The sequence below is a fragment of the Pseudomonas sp. CBC3 genome, from assembly GCF_037967085.1.
Taxonomy (GTDB): Bacteria; Pseudomonadota; Gammaproteobacteria; order Pseudomonadales; family Pseudomonadaceae; genus Stutzerimonas.
Genome location: NZ_JBANEO010000003.1, coordinates 69,248 through 87,024 on the forward strand (window position 1 = coordinate 69,248; position 17,777 = coordinate 87,024).

Consider the following 17,777-nt stretch of genomic DNA (forward strand, 5'->3'; position numbering starts at 1 on the left):
TGAAGAAAAATGGCAGACCCTTGGGGCCTGCCATTAGCTTAGACAGCCGATCAGCGAGGAACGCTGGCGAGTGTTTCCTGGGCTTTGCGTTCGGCAAAGTAGGTGTTGGTCAGCTTGACCACCACGGGGCTCAGCAGCAGCAGCGAGATCAGGTTCGGGATCGCCATCAGTCCATTGAGGGTGTCGGCGACCAGCCAGGCGAAGTCCAGCTGGGCCACCGCGCCGAAGGGCACTGCCAGCACCCAGACCACCCGGAACGGCCAGACGGCCTTGGTGCCCACTAGGAACTCCCAGCATTTCTCGCCGAAGTAGCTCCAGCCGAGAATGGTGGTAAAGGCAAAGACCACCAACGCGATGGTCAAGATGGCGCCGCCGAAACCGGGCATCGCTGATTCGAAGGCCGCCGCCGACAATGCCGCGCCGCTCTCGCCGCTGGTCCAGACGCCGGAGCAGATGATCGCCAGGCCGGTCATCGTGCAGATGATGATGGTGTCGATGAACGTGCCCAGCATGCCGATCAGGCCGGAGCGAACCGGGCATTTGCTGGTGCCTGCGGCCTGGGCGATACCGGCGGTGCCGAGGCCTGCTTCGTTGGAAAAGATACCGCGTGCCACGCCGAAGCGAATCGCCGCGATCACCGCCGCGCCGGCAAAGCCACCCGTGGCCGCCACCGGGTTGAAAGCGGATTCGAAGATCAGCGCGAACGCACCGGGGATGGCGTCGACGTTGACCACCAGTACCACCAGGGCGGCGATGATGTACGCCACGCACATGAAGGGCACCAGCGCCGCGGCGACTTTGCCGATGCGCTTGATGCCGCCAAGGATCACCAGGCCGACGATGGCCATCGAGACCACGCCAGTGAGCCACATCGGTACGCCGAAGGTCGTCTCCATGGCATGGGCCATGCTGTTGACCTGCACCATGTTGCCAATGCCGAAACCGGCCAGGCCGCCGAAGATGGCGAAGGCGCCCCCGAGCCACAGCCACTTCTTGCCCAGGCCGTTCTTGATGGCGTACATCGGGCCGCCAACGTGCTCGCCGCGGTCGTCCTTCTCGCGGTAGTGCACCGCCAGCACAACTTCGCAGTATTTGGTCGCCATGCCCACCAGCGCGGTACACCACATCCAGAACAGCGCACCCGGCCCGCCGAGGAAGATGGCAGTGGCCACGCCAGCGATATTGCCGGTCCCCACGGTAGCGGCCAGGCAGGTCATCAGCGCTTGGAACGGGCTGATTTCACCTTCGGCGCCGGGTTCGTTCTTACGTCCCTGCCACAACAGGCGGAAGCCGCGTGGGATGGTGCGCCAAGGCATGAACTTGAGGCTGATCATCAGGAACAGCCCGGTGCCTAAGACCAGCACCAGAGTCGGTGGACCCCATACCAGCGCGTTGATTTTATTGACCAGATCATTGAGGAATTGCATGTCGACTCCGTTTGTTCTTGTGGTTACGGCGTGTCGGGGTGCGGCGAGGCACTTGTCCGGATTTCTGACTGGCCTGAGCTATGTTCTTTAGCGAAACGACCAGGCCATTCGGACTCCGTGTGTGACAACGACGCAAGCGGGATGCCAGCTTTTATGGAATTCGTTGTAAATCAGTAAGTTAAAAATAAGTAGAAACTGAGCGTTGATGCTCTTTGTATTACATTCGATACAGCTGTATCGCGTAGCGCGAGATTGGTTGAGAAAAGCCGCCTGTATTGGTTTAGGTACGGCGTATCGATAGAAGTACAGGTGGGTGATGATCGCTGAGGCGAATGTGCACAGGCCGAGCGAAAGCGCTGTTCCCAAAGGTTACGTTAACGGCAGCTCAGCTTGATGTCTGGGCTCGAAAGGCCAGCGCTTGTAGAGTGCGCTCCGCGCACCGATCGGGACTGAGGGAAGGATCTAGGGGCAAGCGAGCGCACTACTTTGCGGTGCGCGGAGCGCACCCTACGGAGAGTGGTGTGCTTGCAAATCCTAGCCGCCGATACCGTACTTGCGCAGGCGCATGGCGATGGCGCTGTGCGAGCTTTTCAGCCGCGCCGCCAGCAGCCGGGTAGAGGGATAGCTCGTGTAGAGCTTTTCCAGGATCGAGCGTTCGAAGGCGTCCATGGCTTCGCTGAGGCTGGAGATTTCATCGTCCTGGCAGGCCAGCTTGGTGCGGGCGATATCCAGGTCGTCGAGGCCGATCATGCCGCTGTCGGACATCGCCGCGGCGCGGAAAATGATGTTCTGCAACTGTCGCACGTTGCCGGGCCAGGGGTTGCCGAGCAACACCGGGTAAGTCGAGGGCGCAAGCCTGCATGGCGGGCGCTGGATCTGAGTGCAGGCCTGCAGCAGGAAGTGCCGGGCCAGCAACAGGATGTCTTCGCCGCGCTCGCGCAACGGTGGGACGTTCAGGTTGAGGACGTTGAGCCGGTAGAAGAGATCCTCGCGGAACGTTTCCTCACCAACCAGCTGTTCCAGGTCGCGGTGAGTGGCGCTGAGGATGCGCACATCGACGCGAATTTCGCGTTCACCGCCGATACGCCGGAAGCTGCCCTCGCTGAGAAAGTGCATCAGCTTGGCCTGCAGGTAAGGCGACATCTCGGCGATCTCGTCGAGAAAAACCGTGCCGCCATTGGCCAGCTCCAATAGGCCGGGCTTGCCGCTGCGCTGAGCCGCGTTCGCGGCGCCTGGCGCATAGCCGAACAGTTCGCCGTCGGCCTGGTTCTCCGCCACGGCCGCGCAGCTGAGCGTGAGAAAGGGCGCGTTGCTGCGTGGGCTGGCGGCGTGGCAGGCGCGGGCGATCAATTCCTTGCCGGTACCGGTTTCGCCCTGGATCAGCAAGGGCGCATCGAGTGCCGCGACGCGCTTGCCGCGGGCCTTGATTGTGCGGATCGCTGGCGAGTCGCCGAGCAGCGCATCGAAGCTTTCCGCATGGTGCGGGTGCAGCGCGGCCAGGCGTTCCCCGAGACGGCTGGGTGCGTAGAGCGTGAGCAGGGCGCCGGCCGCCGGCTGAGTGCCGTCTGCCATGAGTGTTTCGGCGATCGGCATCACGTCGATCAGCAGGGATTGGCCATTGAAGATGATTTCGCGCATCGGCAGACGAAAGCCCTGCTCGAGCATCGCGGCCTGCAGCTCTGGGGCTTCGAACAGCTCGCCGACGAATTGGCCTTCGGGGTCGAGCCCGACCAGGCTGATCAGCGCCGGGTTGGCCATGAGGATCTTGCCGTCGCCATCGACCGCCATCAGCGGGTCCGGCATGGCGTGCAGCAGCGCGTCGAGCTGCAGGCGGCGCTGCTGACCGGGCAGCATGCCAACCACCTGGATGTCCTGCACGCCCCGTACGCCGCGCAGCGCCTGGCGCAGCTCGTCGAGCACGTGCGCATCGATCGCCGGCGCGTCTATATAGACGTTGGGCGGCACCATCTCCACGGCGTCGAGGTTCAGGTTGCGCGCCACCAGTAGGGCGAGCACCTCTTGGGTGATGCCGATGCGGTCGATGAAGGTAACGTGGATGCGCATGCTGTTCGGGCCTCGGTCGAGGCCCGAAGTATGCCTGCTTGCCGAGCTGAAGGCATCGCCGGCGCGGCGCCGTTATCGGCTCGGTCCGCCCCAGGGTTTGGCTTCCAGGCTGTTGTGCACCGCGGTGGCTGCCTGGGCGGCCTGGCCGATGGCGACGCTCATCTGTTTCAGGCCCATGGTCACATCGCCGATGGCATAGAGTCCGCGCATCGAGGTTTGCAGATGATCGTCGACCCGCACGCCGCCGCACTCGTCGCAATCCACGCCCAATTGCAGGGCGAGATCAGAACGAAAACGCGCGCCAAGGCTGGGGTAGATGATGTCGAAATGGTGGACGTCACCGTTGCAGGTGATCAGCTCGATGCCGGTCTCGCAAGGGCGCAGGGCCTCGACGCGATCGCTGATCAGGCGGATGTCGTAATGCTCGGCCAGGGCGATGGCCTGATCGCAGGCATCCTGCTCGCCATGCACCACGACGGTGACGCGATCGCTGAAGGTGCGCAGGAACACCGCGTGGCCGATGGCGCACTCTGCTTCACCATAGACCGCGACGTTGTCCCCCTTTACCTCGTAGCCGTCGCAGATGGCGCATAGCCGCACTTTGCCTTCGGCGATGGCCTGCTCGACGTCGGGCATATCCGGCAGCGTGTCCTCGATGCCCGTGGCAAGAATGATGCGCCGGGCCACGCAACTTTGATCGCCATAGCGCACGCTGAAGCCCTCCGCATGCGGCTCGATGAGCTCGACCCGGCCGTGTTCGAGCCTGGCACCGTAACCGCTGGCCTGCTCGCGCAACCTTACCAGCAGATCATTGCCGTTGATGCCCGGTGGAAAGCCTGGGTAGTTGTGCGATCGCGGGATCCACGAGGCGCGGCTGGAACCGGCATCGACTACCAGGCAGCTGCGCCGGAAGCGCGCCAGGTAAAGCGCTGCGGTCAGTCCACCCGGGCCGCCACCAATGATCAGGCAGTCGACAATCGTGGGTTGCGGGTTCGGCGAGCGTTGGTTCATGGCATTGGCCGTTGGCTTTATGTTGGCCAGTAGAAGTGCTTGGCGGTGTGAAAGTTCGGTCAGTCCGATAAATGCAATATGCCGTTTTGAGAGCTGGTTGGACTTCCTGCGCTTGTGTCATGTGCGCCTATGCCGAAAACTCCCACCTTTCGTGAAATACCGCTCTAGCATCGGTGTTTCACGATCCTCATTCCAATAAAGGCCAGCCGCCGGCGCTCCGTTGCCGTGATGAGCGGGCCATTCACGTTGAAATGGACCGACCGCGCGTGTTGGGTCCGACCACGATCGATAAAACCACTCGAACGGTGCTTACGAGGCGCCGAGGTCGAGCTTTTCCTATTTGGGGGACAAATGTTCAAGTCTTGTGTCGCTGCGCTGGTCGTAGCCCTGTATTGGTTGAGTGCCCCGGCCACAGCGGCTGAAGGGGAACCCTTCGTCATCAAGTTCGCTCACGTGGTGGCCGATGACACGCCCAAGGGCAAGGGGGCGTTGCTGTTCCAGAAGCTGGCCCACGAGCGCCTGGCTGGCAAGGTGAAGGTCGAGGTGTATCCGAACTCGACGCTGGTCGGCGATGCCGACGAAATGCAGGCGCTGCTGAACAACGAAGTTCAGATCCTTGCGCCTTCGCTGTCCAAATTCGGCCAGTACACGAAGAAGCTGCAGGTATTCGATCTGCCGTTCCTGTTCGACGATCAGGCGGCGGTTCAGCGGTTCCAGCAGCGCGAGATGAGCCGTGAATTGTTGCGCTCGATGGCCGGCTCCGGCATCTATGGCCTGGCGTACTGGAACAACGGCTTGAAGCAGTTTTCCTCCACCCAGGCCCTGCGCCTGCCCGAAGATGCCAGCGGGCTCGCCTTCCGCATACAGCCATCGGCGGTGCTGGAAGCGCAGTTCAACGCGGTTGGGGCCAAGCCGGTAGTACTGCCCTTCGCCGAGGTATACAAGTCGCTGCAAAGCGGTGTGGTGCAGGGCGCGGAAAACCCCTGGTCCAACATCGCCAGCCAGAACATGCACAAGGTTCAACCGTTCATCACCGAGAGCAATCACGGTGTGCTCAATTACATGCTGGTGACCAGTTCTAAGTTCTGGATGAGCATGCCATTCGCGGTGCGCTCAGAGCTCGAAGGCATCATCCTCGAAGTGACCCAGGCGGTGAATCGCGAAGCGGCGGCGCTCAACCAGCGCGACCGTGATCGGATCCTCGCGAGCGGCAGCAGCAAGCTGATTACCCTCACGCCCGAGCAGCGCCAGGCCTGGCGCGAGAAGATGATGCCGGTGTGGCAGTCCTATGAAGCGGAGATTGGCGCCGACGTCATCCGTGCGGCGCTGACGGTGAATCGCAAACACTAAGGCTGTTCCGTCCGTCGCCGTCGCGACGGACCTCACGACATCCGCTCGCCGGCATAGCACGTCGGCGAGCTCGGCGCACCGCGGCGCTCCAACTCTTCCTCCAGCCATTCTGCCAACACCCGCGCATTGTTCTGCTGCTCGTCGCGAGCGGCGTAAAGCAGCGTCAGCGGGCCCTTCATGGCGATGTCCAGCAACGGCCACCAGTGCTCTGGGTGGGCGGCCAGCTCTTGGCGATAACGCTCATGAAAGGCATCGAAGCCCAACCCATCATGCTTGAACGCTTGGCGCAGCGCCGCCGAGGGCGCCAGTTCCCGCAGCCAGTTGTCCAGCGCCAGGTCTTCCTTGCGCAGGTTTCGTGGCCAGAGGCGGTCGACCAAAACGCGGTATCCATCGCGGGTTTCGCAGGCCTCATAGGCGCGTTTGCAGAGAATCATCGCCTGCCTCCTAAGGTTTCGGAACTAAATCGGATTATGGTTAAAAATACTTATATACAGGTAGTAAATACCCTTAAAGGCAAGGTTTATATAACCCGTTATATTGCATCTTATTGATTAATAAAGATTAAAAAGCGGCACGCTTCGTGACTAAGAGTAAGGGAAACATAACGCGTATAAGGAGCATCACATGAAGAATCTAGTCGCTTTGGTTGCCGGTGCAATGTTACTGACCAGTACGCTGGCGGGTGCCGATGAGGTCGTGGAGGCTCGCCAGGATCGAGTCGTGGGCGGCGGGTTTGGAGGGCTCAGTGGTTTCATGCTGGGCGCGGCAGCCGGACCGATCGGCGCATTGATTGGCGGCGGGCTGGGTTATCTCGTCGGTCAAGGGGCGCAGCAGGCGGCCGGTCTCGATCAGACGCTCTACATAATCGAGGCCGAAGATGGCAGCCAGTCCCAGGTGCGGAGCTCGGCGAACGGCTTCGTTGCCGGGCAGCAAGTCGAGCGTGATGGCGCCAAGCTGACGGCGCTGAATCGCTGAGTACGGGCGGCCATCTTCGATGCCGTAGCGACTACAGCGAAGCGGAGACAGATCCTAAACTGGCCGGCAGGAACCGACGGAGCCGCGATGAGCTATTCCCTGTTGCATGTGATTCACCTGCTGGCGGCCATTTTCTTCATCGGCGCGCTATTCGTTGAGGTGCTGGTGCTTCATCAGGTTCGCCAGCAGACCGAGCCGAATCTGATGCAGAGCGTTGATAAGGCCGTCGGTGCGCGCCTGAGAGTGGTGCTGCACTGGGTCGTGCTGTTCGTCTATGGCGCCGGCATCGGTCTGGCCTGGCATCACCGTCATGCACTGGCCAATCCGTTTGCGAGCAGCTTCGGGACCTTGCTCTCGTTGAAAATCCTGTTGGCGATCGGCGTGTTCTTCACCTTCGGCATGGTCGCCATGCTGCTGCGCAGCGGCCGCATGACGCCGGCGCGTTACCGGCGCATTCACTGGGCGATCTTCCTGCAGATGATCGGCATCGTGCTGCTGGCCAAGGCGATGTTTTATCTGCATTGGTAGGGAGTCATTGGGTTACGTCTTCATGGTTACGGTGGGCTGAAGCCCACCCTACAGATCGCGGCTTGTAGGATGGAATCGCCGAAGGCGCTTCCGTCGTTTACCGCGAACGCCGATGTCGAGGCAGGCCTTAGCAGGTTCTTAGTGGACGAAGGATGACGCTGATCAACGGCGCAAAGGCTTCGCGTGCCGCTGATTGCGCCAGATTCAGCGGTTGCACCTTCGTTGCCTTCACGGCTGACGGGTCTAAGGTTGAGTGCATCGACGATCAGCAGAGGTACCCTATGAACTTCGCCTACAGCCCGCGCGCGGAGGCGCTGCGCCAGCAGCTGCGCGCCTTCATGGAGCAATACATCGTGCCGCGTATCGGTGCCTGGCATGAGGAGGTCGCGGCCGGCCAGTATCCGGTGTCTTTCATGAAAGACCTCAAGGCGCTGGCACGCTCGGAAGGGCTATGGAACCTGTTCCTGCCCTCGTTGCGTGAGGATGAGCCGGGCATGGGCCTGAGTAATCTCGAATACGCGCCGCTGGCGGAAATCATGGGCCGCGTGCACTGGGCCTCCGAGGTGTTCAACTGCAATGCGCCGGACACCGGCAACATGGAGCTGCTGCACCTGTTCGCCACGCCAGAGCAGCGCGAGTGTTGGCTCAAGCCGTTGCTCGAAGGCGAGATTCGTTCGGCGTTCGCCATGACCGAGCCGGACGTGCCCTCGTCGGATGCTACCAACATCCAGACGCTGATCCGCCGCGATGGCGACGACTACGTCATCAATGGCCGCAAGTGGTTCATCACCAACGCTTCGCATCCCAACTGCAAGCTGTTGATCGTGATGGGCAAGACCGATCCCGACGCCGAAACCCATCACCAGCAAAGCATGATCCTGGTGCCGTTCGACACGCCCGGCGTCGAGCTGGTGCGCAACATTCCGGTGATGAATCACATCGCCCCCGAGGGCCACAGCGAACTGCTGTTGAAAAACCTGCGAGTGCCGGCGCGCAACTTGCTGGGCAAGGAGGGCGACGGCTTCATGATGGCCCAGGCGCGCCTCGGGCCGGGGCGTATTCACCATTGCATGCGTTCGATCGGCATGGCCGAGCTGGCGCTGGAACTGATGGTCGAGCGCGCCCAGGAGCGCAAGGCCTTCGGCAAATATCTGCAGCAGTATTCCAACGTTGCCGACTGGATCGCCGAGTCGCGCATCGAGATCGAACAGGCGCGGCTGCTGGTGCTGAAGACCGCCTGGATGATCGACGAAGTGGGCGCCAAGGCCGCACGCAAGGAAATCTCCATGATCAAGGCGTTGGTGCCGCGCATGCACACCCGCGTCGTCGACCGCGCCATCCAGGTCTACGGCGCCATGGGCCTGACCCCGGATACCCCGCTGGCGGACATGTGGACCGGTGGCCGCGCGCTGCGCATCGCCGACGGCCCGGATCAGGTGCACTTGCGCAGCATCGCGAAGATGGAGATCAAGGCCAGCGAAGCCACCCGTGGCGCCACCGCCGCCTATCTCACGCCGCCTGGTCGACGCTGAGTTTTGCCATCGGCGCTTCGCCAGCAAGCTGGCTCCTACAAGCGTGCAGACCGCGCATTACCCGTAGGAGCGAGCTTGCTCGCGAATAATCGCTATCTCACGCCGTCTGTCCGGCGTTGAGCGGTTCCGTTTGGCCCTTTCGATGCAACCCCTCGGAGGTTCTAGAGTGCGTAATGCAAGGGAGGGGGATGCCGTGTCGTGGGGCACGGTATCTGCCGGAGCCTGCACGTCATGGACGCGGGACCAATCGCTTAGGTTTTGGAGTAATAGAGGCACTGGACGCTTCGTTGACATGGCTCAATGAAATCAGTCGTCAACGGTAAGGTTGATCGCGGTCAAGGGTAGGTCAGGGCAGCGTCACTACCATGCTTCCTACATTCCTTATTGGAAGCGGTAGCGCTCATGAAACCCCAACGCAGTACGTCCGTTATCGCCGGCAATTGGGGGGCGTACCTGCTGATCGCAGTGTTCCTCATGGTCTGCAGCTTCACGCTGCAAGCCAAAGAGTATGAAGCCGAGCAACAGCGCATCGAGCTGTTTTTCCCGAAGGTAACCCAGATTTCCGAGCCCGAAGGCGACTACCAGGTACGCACCCTCACCGACGGCGCGGGCACCGTCTACGGTTATGCCTTTCAGAGCGTCAAGGTTACCGACATTCCGGCCTATTCCGGCAAGCCGCTCAACATGCAGGTGCTGCTCGATCCGCGGGGCGCCATCGTCGACGCCTATGTGCTGGAGCATCACGAGCCCATCCTGCTAATCGGCATTCCCGAGCAGAAGCTGCACGATTTCACCGCGAAATACGCCGGCATCAAGGCCGATCAGCGTGTGGTGGTGGGGCGTTCCAGCGACAAGAGCGCGGTGACCGTCGATGCCGTGACGGGCGCGACCGTGACGGTGATGGTGGTCAACGAAATCGTCATGCGCTCGGCCCATGAAGTGGCGGCGTCTCTCGGTCTGGTCAAGAGCAACCTCGACGCCCGGCAGAAGCCGGCCACCGTCCGCGAAGACGTTTACCAGCCCGCCACCTGGGCGGAGCTGGCCGGCAACGGCGCGATCCGCCGGTTGCATCTGACCAATGGCGATATCAATCAGGCGTTCAAAGGCACCAAGGCCGAAGGCATCGACGAGGCGCCCGCCGAGGAAGTCGACGATACCTTCATCGACCTCTACGCCGCCCACCTGAATCCGCCGACCATCGGCCGCAACCTGCTGGGCGACAATCAGTACCGCTTTCTGATGGAAGACCTCAAGCCGGGCGAACATGCCATCGCCGTGCTGGGCAGCGGCGAATACTCGTTCAAGGGCTCGGGTTACGTGCGCGGCGGCATCTTCGATCGGGTGCAGGTGCGCCAGTTCGGCAACATCCTCAGCTTCCGCGATATGGATTATCAGCGGCTCAACGACGTGTTCGCTGAAGGCATTCCGGACTTCAAGGAAATGGCAATCTTCATCCTCCGCGAGCACGTCGGGTTCGATCCGGGCACGCCGTGGACGCTCGAGTTGCTGGTGCGTCGCCAGACCGGTCCGGTGGACGGCATCTTCACCAGTTTCGAGCTGCCCTATCAGATTCCCGAAGACTACATCGAGCGCCCGCAGCCGACCGCCGAGGAGCTGGCCGCCATCGAGGAAGCCAACCGGCCGATGTGGGTCAACATCTGGTACCAGAAGAGTTTCCAGATCGGCGTGATCCTGGTCGCGCTGGCGCTGCTGACGGTCATCATGTTCATGCAGGACACCTTCGCCCGGCGTCCGCGCTTCCTACGCATCCTGCGCCATGGCTATCTGATCTTCACCGTGGTGTTCATCGGCTGGTATGCCCTGGGGCAACTGTCGGTGGTCAACGTGCTGACTTTCGTCCACGCGCTGGTGCAGGACTTCCGCTGGGAGCTGTTCCTGACCGATCCGGTGATCTTCATCCTCTGGACGTTCACCGCCGCAAGTTTGCTGCTCTGGGGACGCGGCGTGTTCTGCGGCTGGCTGTGCCCCTTCGGCGCGCTGCAGGAGCTGATCAACGAGGCCGCGCGCAAGCTGAAGATTCCGCAGTACGACGTGCCCTTCACCGTTCACGAGCGGCTCTGGGCGATCAAGTACATCGTGCTGCTGGTGCTGTTCGGCATCTCGCTGGAGTCCATGACGATGGCCGAGAAGGCCGCCGAGGTGGAGCCATTCAAGACCGCCATCACGCTCAGATTCGATCGTCAGTGGTGGTTCGTCGCCTACGCCGTGTTCCTGCTGGTGATCAACATTTTCACCCGCAAGGTCTTCTGCCGCTACGTCTGTCCGCTGGGCGCGGGGCTGGCGATCACCGGGCGCTTCCGCCTGTTCGACTGGCTCAAGCGGCGCAAGGAGTGCGGCAACCCGTGCCAGCTCTGCGCCAACGAGTGCGAAGTGCAGGCGATCCATCCGGATGGGCATATCAACCACAACGAATGCCACTACTGCCTGGATTGCCAGATGACCTACTTCAATGACGACAAGTGTCCGCCGCTGATCGCCAAGAACAAGCGCTCCAAGCGCGACAAGAAAGCGCCGGCCGGGCCGCAGCTGATCCCCGTGCAAGTCGTGGAACCCTGAACCAGACACAACAACCCTTCACTTGACTGTTGGAATTACATCCAGAAAGGAGCAGACCATGAGCGACAAGGCAAAAGGCAACACCGAGGTGCTGGAAAAAAGCGGTCTGAGCCGCCGCGGCTTCCTGGGTGCGACAGCCGTGACCGGCGCGGCGGTTGCCGCCACGGCGTTCGGCGGCGCAGTGATGACGCGCGAATCTTTCGCGGCTGCGGCGAAGGACGCGCGGTCGAAGATCCACGTGGGGCCGGGCGAGCTGGATGAGTACTACGGCTTCTGGAGCGGCGGCCACCAGGGCGAGGTGCGCGTGATGGGCGTGCCGTCGATGCGCGAGCTGATGCGTATTCCGGTATTCAACGTCGATTCGGCCACCGGCTGGGGCCTGACCAACGAAAGCAAGCACATCCTGGGAGACAGCGCCAAGTACCTCAACGGTGACTGCCACCACCCGCACATCTCCATGACCGACGGCAAGTACGACGGTAAATACCTGTTCATCAATGACAAGGCCAACAGCCGCGTGGCGCGTATCCGCCTCGATGTCATGAAGTGCGACAAGATCCTCACCGTGCCGAACGTCCAGGCGATTCACGGGCTGCGCCTGCAGAAAGTGCCGCACACCAAGTACGTGTTCGCCAACGCCGAGTTTGTGATTCCGCATCCCAACGACGGCAGCACATTCGATATCAGCGGCGAAAATGCCTACACCATGTTCAACGTCATCGATGCCGAGAAGATGGAAATGGCTTTCCAGGTCATCGTCGATGGCAACCTGGATAACACCGATGCTGATTACACCGGGCGTTTCGCCGCTTCCACCTGCTACAACTCGGAAAAGGCCTTCGACCTGGGCGGCATGATGCGCAACGAGCGTGACTGGGTCGTGGTGTTCGACATTCCCGCCATTGAGGCGGCGATCAAGGCCGGTGACTTCATCACCCTCGGCGACTCCAAGGTGCCGGTGGTCAATGGTCGCGACGGGTCCAAACTGACCCGCTACATCCCCGTACCCAAGAACCCGCACGGCCTGAACACCTCGCCGGACGGCAAGTACTTCATTGCCAACGGCAAGCTGTCGCCGACCGCCACCATCATCGCCATCGATAAACTGCCCGAGCTGTTCGACGGCAAGCTGGCCGATCCGCGTGACGTGGTCGTCGGCGAGCCGGAGCTGGGCCTCGGCCCGCTGCACACCACCTTCGACGGTCGCGGCAACGGCTACACCACGCTGTTCATCGACAGCCAGGTGGTCAAGTGGAACATCGAAGAAGCCGTGCGCGCCTACAAGGGCGAGAAGGTCAACTACATCAAGCAGAAGCTTGACGTGCACTACCAGCCGGGCCACATCCACGCCTCGCTGACCGAAACCAGCGAAGCGGACGGCAAGTGGCTGATCGCGCTGTCGAAATTCTCCAAGGACCGCTTCCTGCCGGTCGGCCCGCTGCATCCGGAGAACGACCAGCTGATCGACATTTCCGGCGATGAGATGAAGCTGGTGCACGACGGCCCGACCTATGCAGAGCCGCACGACTGCATCCTGGTACGCCGCGATCAGATCCGTACCAAGAAGATCTGGGAACGCAACGACCCGATGTTCGCCCCGACGGTGGAAATGGCCAAGAAGGACGGCGTCAATCTGGATACGGAAAACAAGATCATCCGTGATGGCAACAAGGTGCGCGTCTACATGACCTCGATGGCGCCGGCGTACGGCATTACCGAGTTCACGGTGAAGCAGGGCAACGAAGTCACGGTGATCATCACCAACATCGACCAGATCGAGGACGTGTCCCACGGTTTCGTCATGACCAACCACGGCGCAAGCATGGAGATCAGCCCTCAGCAGACCTCGTCCATCACCTTCACGGCTGATAAGCCCGGTCTGCACTGGTACTACTGCAGCTGGTTCTGCCATGCGCTGCACATGGAAATGGTCGGTCGCATGCTGGTCGAGCCGGCCTGAGGTAGGCCCTGAACGTAGGGCGAGCGACGCGCGAAGCAGCTTCGCGCCGAGCCCGCCTTCACGGTCGATACAAAGCTGGCGAACCCTGATGGGTTCGCCAGTCGCATCACCCGCCTGGACGCTGAAGAAGGTAATTGGTGTGCTCGGATTTCAGGCTATTCGCTTAGGGTTTTCAGTGGCGCTTGTCGTCCACATGTTTTTTGCCGGGGCCGCGCTGGCGGAACCGCAACCCATCACCTCGCTGCCCTTGCAGGCGCTTGGGGAAAACCGCTGGACGCTGCCCGCCGGCGAATACAGCGGGCAATTTTTCATCGATCAGCCGCTGGCGTTGCACTGTGCACCCGGCGCGGTGATCGAGGCGCAGGGCAAGGCCAATGCGCTAACTATCCGCGCGCCGCACGTGACGATCGAAGGCTGTGAGCTGCGCGATTGGGGGCGCGATCTGACCGACATGAACGCGGCGATCTTCATCGAGCCCAGCGCCACCGATGCGGTGATCCGTAACAACCGCCTGCGGGGGCCGGGGTTCGGTATCTGGGCTGATCGCAGCCAGAATCTGCTGATCGACGGCAACCGGATCGAGGGCGACCTCGAACTGCGCTCCCAGGACCGGGGCAACGGTATCCATTTGTTCTCCGTTCGCGGTTCCCGCGTCATCGGCAACCATGTCTGGAACACCCGCGACGGTATCTACATCGACAATTCCAATGGCAACCGCATCGAGCGCAACCTGTTCGAGGACCTGCGCTACGGCGTGCACTACATGTTCTCCCACGAGAACCAGGTGATCGCCAACGTCACCCGCCGCACTCGCACCGGCTACGCGCTGATGCAGAGCCGCAAGCTGACCGTGATCGGCAACCGCTCCGAACAGGACCAGAACTACGGCATCCTGATGAACTACATCACCTACTCGGCCATCAAGGACAACGTCGTCAGCGACGTCGAGCGCGGCGATACCGGTGGCGACAGCATGATCAGCGGCGGCGAGGGCAAGGCGTTGTTCATCTACAACTCGCTGTTCAACTCCATCGAGAACAATCACTTCCAACGCAGCGAGCTGGGTATCCATCTGACCGCCGGCTCGGAGGACAACCGCATCGTCGGCAATGCTTTCGTCGGCAATCAGCAACAGGTCAAGTATGTCGCCGTGCGGACCCAGGAATGGTCGGTGGACGGACGCGGCAACTACTGGAGCGATTACCTGGGCTGGGACCGCGACGACGACGGTCTGGGCGATATCGCCTACGAGCCCAACGACAACGTCGACCGCCTGCTGTGGATGTACCCGCAGGTGCGGCTGCTGATGAACAGCCCCAGCATCGAAGTGCTGCGCTGGGTGCAGCGCGCATTTCCCGTGATCAAGTCGCCGGGCGTGCAAGACAGCCATCCGTTGATGGAGCCGCCTACCAGCGAACCGTTGAAGCCAGACCAGGAACCCCTTTCATGAATGCCGTTGAAATCATGGGTGTGAGCCAGCGTTACGGCAACATGACCGTGTTGCACGAGTTGAACCTGAATCTCGGCGAAGGCGAGGTGCTGGGCCTGTTCGGCCATAACGGCGCCGGCAAGACCACCAGCATGAAGCTGGTCCTCGGCCTGTTGCAGGCCAGCGAGGGGCACGTCCGGGTGCTCGGCCGCGACCCACGGACCAGCGATGTCCGCCGCCAGCTGGGTTATCTGCCGGAGAACGTCACCTTTTATCCCCAACTCAGCGGCCGCGAGACGCTGCGCCACTTTGCCCGCCTGAAGAGCACACCGCTGAGTCAGGTCGACGATCTGCTCGAACAGGTCGGCCTCGCCCACGCCGCCGATCGCCGGGTGAAGACCTACTCGAAGGGCATGCGTCAGCGCCTCGGATTGGCCCAGGCGGTACTCGGCGAGCCGCGCCTGTTGCTGCTCGATGAGCCGACAGTCGGCCTCGACCCCATCGCCACCCAAGAGCTGTATCTGCTGGTCGATCGTCTGCGCCAGAGCGGCACCAGTGTGATTCTCTGCTCCCACGTGCTGCCAGGCGTGGAAGCACACATCAACCGCGCGGCGATTCTCGCCAAGGGCCGGCTGCAGGCCGTTGGTAGCCTCAAGCAATTGCGCAGCGAAGCCGGCTTGCCGGTGCGCATCCGCGCCAGCGGCGTCGCCCAGAGCGAAGCATGGCTGGAGCACTGGAACACCGCAGGCCATTCGGCGCGGCGCCATGGCGAGGATGGCGTCGAGGTGATCGCCATCAACGGCCACAAGCTGCCGCTGCTGCGTGAACTGCTGGGCGAAAGCGAGCCGGATGACGTCGAAATCCACCAGCCGTCGCTGGAGGATCTGTATCGCTACTACATGGAGCGCGCCGGCGATGTGCGGGCGACGGAGGGCAGAATATGAATCAGGTCTGGAATATCGCCCGCAAGGAACTCAGCGACGGCCTGCGCAACCGCTGGTTGCTGGCCATCAGCCTGTTGTTCGCGGTACTGGCCGTGGGCATCGCCTGGCTCGGGGCCGCCGCGTCGGGGCAGGTGGGCTTCACCTCGATCCCGGCGACCATCGCCAGCCTGGCCAGCCTGGCCACTTTCCTGATGCCGCTGATCGCGCTGCTGCTGGCCTATGACGCCATCGTCGGCGAGGACGAAGGCGGCACCCTGATGCTGTTGCTGACCTATCCGTTGGGCCGCGGACAGATCCTGCTCGGCAAGTTCGTCGGTCACGGACTGATTCTCGCGCTGGCGGTGCTGATCGGCTTCGGTGGCGCCGCACTGGCCATCGCCTTGCTGGTCGAAGACATCGAATTGGGCCTGCTGCTCTGGGCATTCGGCCGCTTCATGATTTCCTCCACGCTGCTGGGCTGGGTGTTCCTCGCCATGGCTTACGTGCTCAGTGGCAAGGTCAGCGAGAAGTCCAGCGCCGCCGGCCTGGCGCTGGGCATCTGGTTCCTGTTCGTGCTGGTGTTCGATCTGGTGCTGCTGGCGCTGCTGGTACTCAGCGAGGGCAAGTTCAGCCCCGAGTTGCTGCCCTGGCTGCTGCTGCTCAACCCCACCGACATCTACCGGCTGATCAACCTGTCGGGCTTCGAAGGCGGCGGCGCCATGGGCGTGCTATCGCTGGGCAGCGAACTGCCGGTGCCCGGTGCGGTGCTCTGGCTGTGCCTGCTGGCCTGGGCCGGGGCGTCGCTGCTGCTGGCCTATGGCATCTTCCGCCGTCGGCTGGCCTGATTTCTTCGTTAAAGGAACTGCAATGATGAATGCGTTATACGTACAGGCTTCTCGAGCGCTGGTTGCCATCTTGCTGCTGGCGTTGGCCGGCTGTAATGAATCCGAGCAGGTGGAGCAGGTGCTGGAGCCGGTCGCTTTCCATGCAGACGATGAGTGCCATGTCTGCGGCATGATCATCACCGACTTCCCCGGCCCCAAGGGGCAGGCGGTCGGGAAGGGCGGAGTACGCAAGTTCTGCTCCACGGCGGAAATGCTTGGCTGGTGGCTGCAGCCGGAAAACCGCGTGCTGAACGCCAAACTGTATGTTCACGACATGGGCCGCAGTACCTGGGAGCAGCCTGACGACGAATACCTGATCGATGCCACCAGCGCCTATTACGTGGCCGGAACCGAACTCAAAGGTGCAATGGGTGCGGTGCTGGCCACGTTCGCCGAAGAGGCCGCCGCACAGAAGCTGGCTGCCGAACAGGGCGGGCGGGTACTGCGCTTCGAGGAAATCGATCAGTCGGTGCTTCAACAATCGTCGGGCATGCAGCATGGCATGGCCGATGACCACAACGCTCACAGCGGTCACTAGACCGGACACTAACGAGGTAACGAAAAATGATGGGTATCAGTATTTGGCAGCTTCTGATCGTGTTGCTGATCGTGGTGATGTTGTTTGGCACCAAGCGCCTGCGTGGCCTTGGTTCGGATGTGGGTGGCGCGATTAGTGGTTTTCGCAAATCCATGAGTGATGGGGAAAGCGCAGCGCAGGGGGATGCGGTTAAGCAGGAGTTGAAATAAGGGCTTCGTATTGCATGGGACATCGTTACTTGGCACTGGGAATGAGCAGGTTTGGGTGTGTTGATTGGAAGTTCTGGGTTCATAAGGGTTTATCGAGCTGCTTGATGGCTTGGTTTCGCCCTGCTGGGCGAGTCACTTTTTTCAGTCGCGAAAAAAGTAACCAAAAACGCTTGCCCCTGCATCCGGCCCTGCGCTTCGCTCCGGGTTCGTTACTCGCTTCGCTCGCCCTTCGGGCCAGCCTTCGGCTGTTACTACGCTGCGCTCCGTTTCGCTCCATCGTCGCTCCGAGGGTCGCCGTACAAGGGCCATCCATGGCCCATTACGGCTCTCGCCGCATCCATGCGGCTCGCCCCTCTGCGCAACGATTCCG

The 17,777-nt window shown here is 61.8% G+C and carries 15 protein-coding genes; 11 read left to right on the top strand and 4 right to left on the bottom strand.

Features of this window, described 5'->3' with window-relative positions; all coding sequences use genetic code 11:
• Nucleotides 1-50: 50 nt before the first annotated feature.
• The 3 genes from V6943_RS12795 to V6943_RS12805 form a co-directional block, all read right to left on the bottom strand.
• Nucleotides 51-1,427 carry an alanine/glycine:cation symporter family protein gene (locus tag V6943_RS12795; protein ID WP_340553822.1) on the bottom strand — a complete coding sequence of 459 codons (1,377 nt, stop codon included), beginning with the start codon at nucleotides 1,425-1,427 and terminating at the stop codon, nucleotides 51-53.
• Nucleotides 1,428-1,961: 534 nt separating this feature from the next.
• Nucleotides 1,962-3,491 carry a sigma-54-dependent transcriptional regulator gene (locus V6943_RS12800; RefSeq protein WP_131650881.1) on the bottom strand — a complete coding sequence of 510 codons (1,530 nt, stop codon included), beginning with the start codon at nucleotides 3,489-3,491 and terminating at the stop codon, nucleotides 1,962-1,964.
• Nucleotides 3,492-3,563: 72 nt separating this feature from the next.
• On the bottom strand, nucleotides 3,564-4,502 hold the full coding sequence (locus tag V6943_RS12805; protein WP_340553824.1) for an NAD(P)/FAD-dependent oxidoreductase: 939 nt from the start codon (nucleotides 4,500-4,502) through the stop codon (nucleotides 3,564-3,566).
• A gap of 351 nt (nucleotides 4,503-4,853) precedes the next feature.
• Between V6943_RS12805 and V6943_RS12810 the strand changes: the two genes are divergently transcribed.
• Complete coding sequence (locus V6943_RS12810) at nucleotides 4,854-5,852, top strand: TRAP transporter substrate-binding protein (protein WP_340553825.1); 999 nt, start codon at nucleotides 4,854-4,856, stop codon at nucleotides 5,850-5,852.
• 32 nt (nucleotides 5,853-5,884) lie between these two features.
• Here V6943_RS12810 and V6943_RS12815 read toward each other — a convergent pair whose 3' ends face one another.
• Complete coding sequence (locus V6943_RS12815; RefSeq protein ID WP_131650879.1) at nucleotides 5,885-6,286, bottom strand: DUF488 domain-containing protein; 402 nt, start codon at nucleotides 6,284-6,286, stop codon at nucleotides 5,885-5,887.
• 190 nt (nucleotides 6,287-6,476) lie between these two features.
• Here V6943_RS12815 and V6943_RS12820 point away from each other — a divergent pair, with 190 nt between their 5' ends.
• From V6943_RS12820 to tatA, 10 genes are all read left to right on the top strand, one after another.
• Nucleotides 6,477-6,827 carry a hypothetical protein gene (locus V6943_RS12820; protein ID WP_340553826.1) on the top strand — a complete coding sequence of 117 codons (351 nt, stop codon included), beginning with the start codon at nucleotides 6,477-6,479 and terminating at the stop codon, nucleotides 6,825-6,827.
• Nucleotides 6,828-6,914: 87 nt separating this feature from the next.
• Complete coding sequence (locus tag V6943_RS12825; protein WP_340553828.1) at nucleotides 6,915-7,355, top strand: CopD family copper resistance protein; 441 nt, start codon at nucleotides 6,915-6,917, stop codon at nucleotides 7,353-7,355.
• 281 nt (nucleotides 7,356-7,636) lie between these two features.
• Nucleotides 7,637-8,887 (top strand): acyl-CoA dehydrogenase family protein, encoded by a 1,251-nt coding sequence (locus tag V6943_RS12830; RefSeq protein ID WP_340553830.1) that lies wholly within the window; start codon nucleotides 7,637-7,639, stop codon nucleotides 8,885-8,887.
• Nucleotides 8,888-9,361: 474 nt separating this feature from the next.
• The gene (nosR, locus tag V6943_RS12835; RefSeq protein WP_445324142.1) at nucleotides 9,362-11,464 is read left to right on the top strand and encodes a transcriptional regulator NosR; all 2,103 of its coding nucleotides are present in this window, start codon (nucleotides 9,362-9,364) and stop codon (nucleotides 11,462-11,464) included.
• A 58-nt stretch (nucleotides 11,465-11,522) separates the two neighbouring features.
• On the top strand, nucleotides 11,523-13,424 hold the full coding sequence (gene nosZ / locus V6943_RS12840; protein ID WP_340553834.1) for a TAT-dependent nitrous-oxide reductase: 1,902 nt from the start codon (nucleotides 11,523-11,525) through the stop codon (nucleotides 13,422-13,424).
• A 193-nt stretch (nucleotides 13,425-13,617) separates the two neighbouring features.
• Complete coding sequence (locus V6943_RS12845) at nucleotides 13,618-14,874, top strand: nitrous oxide reductase family maturation protein NosD (protein WP_340554693.1); 1,257 nt, start codon at nucleotides 13,618-13,620, stop codon at nucleotides 14,872-14,874.
• Nucleotides 14,871-15,797 (top strand): ABC transporter ATP-binding protein, encoded by a 927-nt coding sequence (locus V6943_RS12850; RefSeq protein WP_340553836.1) that lies wholly within the window; start codon nucleotides 14,871-14,873, stop codon nucleotides 15,795-15,797. The genes V6943_RS12845 and V6943_RS12850 overlap by 4 nt, the downstream gene beginning before the upstream one ends.
• Nucleotides 15,794-16,621, top strand: coding sequence for an ABC transporter permease (locus V6943_RS12855; protein WP_340553838.1), 828 nt, complete (start codon nucleotides 15,794-15,796; stop codon nucleotides 16,619-16,621). The genes V6943_RS12850 and V6943_RS12855 overlap by 4 nt, the downstream gene beginning before the upstream one ends.
• A 25-nt stretch (nucleotides 16,622-16,646) precedes the next feature.
• Nucleotides 16,647-17,198, top strand: coding sequence for a nitrous oxide reductase accessory protein NosL (locus V6943_RS12860; RefSeq protein ID WP_340554695.1), 552 nt, complete (start codon nucleotides 16,647-16,649; stop codon nucleotides 17,196-17,198).
• Nucleotides 17,199-17,224: 26 nt separating this feature from the next.
• Nucleotides 17,225-17,407 carry a twin-arginine translocase TatA/TatE family subunit gene (gene tatA, locus V6943_RS12865; protein WP_340553840.1) on the top strand — a complete coding sequence of 61 codons (183 nt, stop codon included), beginning with the start codon at nucleotides 17,225-17,227 and terminating at the stop codon, nucleotides 17,405-17,407.
• Nucleotides 17,408-17,777 lie beyond the last annotated feature (370 nt).

What these genes read in the sequence shown, in the direction of transcription:
- V6943_RS12820 (WP_340553826.1), top strand. Translation starts at nt 6,477, where the DNA reads ATGAAGAATCTAGTCGCTTTGGTTGCCGGTGCAATGTTACTGACCAGT.
- V6943_RS12810 (WP_340553825.1), top strand. Translation starts at nt 4,854, where the DNA reads ATGTTCAAGTCTTGTGTCGCTGCGCTGGTCGTAGCCCTGTATTGGTTG.
- V6943_RS12850 (WP_340553836.1), top strand. Translation starts at nt 14,871, where the DNA reads ATGAATGCCGTTGAAATCATGGGTGTGAGCCAGCGTTACGGCAACATG.
- nosR (WP_445324142.1), top strand. Translation starts at nt 9,362, where the DNA reads ATGGTCTGCAGCTTCACGCTGCAAGCCAAAGAGTATGAAGCCGAGCAA.
- V6943_RS12855 (WP_340553838.1), top strand. Translation starts at nt 15,794, where the DNA reads ATGAATCAGGTCTGGAATATCGCCCGCAAGGAACTCAGCGACGGCCTG.
- V6943_RS12800 (WP_131650881.1), bottom strand. Translation starts at nt 3,491, where the DNA reads ATGCGCATCCACGTTACCTTCATCGACCGCATCGGCATCACCCAAGAG.
- V6943_RS12805 (WP_340553824.1), bottom strand. Translation starts at nt 4,502, where the DNA reads ATGAACCAACGCTCGCCGAACCCGCAACCCACGATTGTCGACTGCCTG.
- V6943_RS12860 (WP_340554695.1), top strand. Translation starts at nt 16,647, where the DNA reads ATGAATGCGTTATACGTACAGGCTTCTCGAGCGCTGGTTGCCATCTTG.
- V6943_RS12845 (WP_340554693.1), top strand. Translation starts at nt 13,618, where the DNA reads ATGTTTTTTGCCGGGGCCGCGCTGGCGGAACCGCAACCCATCACCTCG.
- V6943_RS12795 (WP_340553822.1), bottom strand. Translation starts at nt 1,427, where the DNA reads ATGCAATTCCTCAATGATCTGGTCAATAAAATCAACGCGCTGGTATGG.
- nosZ (WP_340553834.1), top strand. Translation starts at nt 11,523, where the DNA reads ATGAGCGACAAGGCAAAAGGCAACACCGAGGTGCTGGAAAAAAGCGGT.
- tatA (WP_340553840.1), top strand. Translation starts at nt 17,225, where the DNA reads ATGATGGGTATCAGTATTTGGCAGCTTCTGATCGTGTTGCTGATCGTG.
- V6943_RS12830 (WP_340553830.1), top strand. Translation starts at nt 7,637, where the DNA reads ATGAACTTCGCCTACAGCCCGCGCGCGGAGGCGCTGCGCCAGCAGCTG.
- V6943_RS12815 (WP_131650879.1), bottom strand. Translation starts at nt 6,286, where the DNA reads ATGATTCTCTGCAAACGCGCCTATGAGGCCTGCGAAACCCGCGATGGA.
- V6943_RS12825 (WP_340553828.1), top strand. Translation starts at nt 6,915, where the DNA reads ATGAGCTATTCCCTGTTGCATGTGATTCACCTGCTGGCGGCCATTTTC.